We start from the raw sequence: 450 nt of genomic DNA on the forward strand, positions 1-450 counted from the left end.
CTGCGGAACAACTCCCCGACGCCCCTTCAATTGACGCTCGCGCCTGGATCCTGATGGACTATGCCAGCGGGAAGGTGCTCAGCGAAGGCAATGCCGATGAAAAACTCGACCCGGCCAGTCTGACGAAGATCATGACCAGCTACGTGGTAGGGCAGGCAATAAAAGCGGGAAAAATCAAACTGACCGATATGGTGACCGTTGGGCGCGATGCCTGGGCGACCGGCAACCCGGCGCTGCGCGGCTCATCGGTGATGTTCCTCAAGCCTGGCATGCAGGTTTCCGTAGAAGATCTGAACAAAGGGGTCATCATTCAGTCCGGTAACGACGCCAGCATTGCGATTGCTGACTACGTAGCGGGCAGCCAGGACGCTTTCGTTAGCCTGATGAACGGCTACGCCAAAAAGATGGGGCTGACCAACACCACCTTTATGACCGTCCACGGCCTTGACG

The 450-nt window shown here is 57.6% G+C and carries 1 protein-coding gene; it reads left to right on the forward strand.

The annotated features are described in order from the left end of the window. Positions 1-53: 53 nt before the first annotated feature. A partial coding sequence (locus ACEWB7_RS17755) for a serine hydrolase (RefSeq protein ID WP_411581052.1) occupies positions 54-450 on the forward strand: 397 nt, incomplete at its 3' end.

The sequence above is a fragment of the Acinetobacter sp. NIOH-H-8 genome (assembly GCF_046635365.1).
Lineage (GTDB): Bacteria > Pseudomonadota > Gammaproteobacteria > Pseudomonadales > Moraxellaceae > Acinetobacter.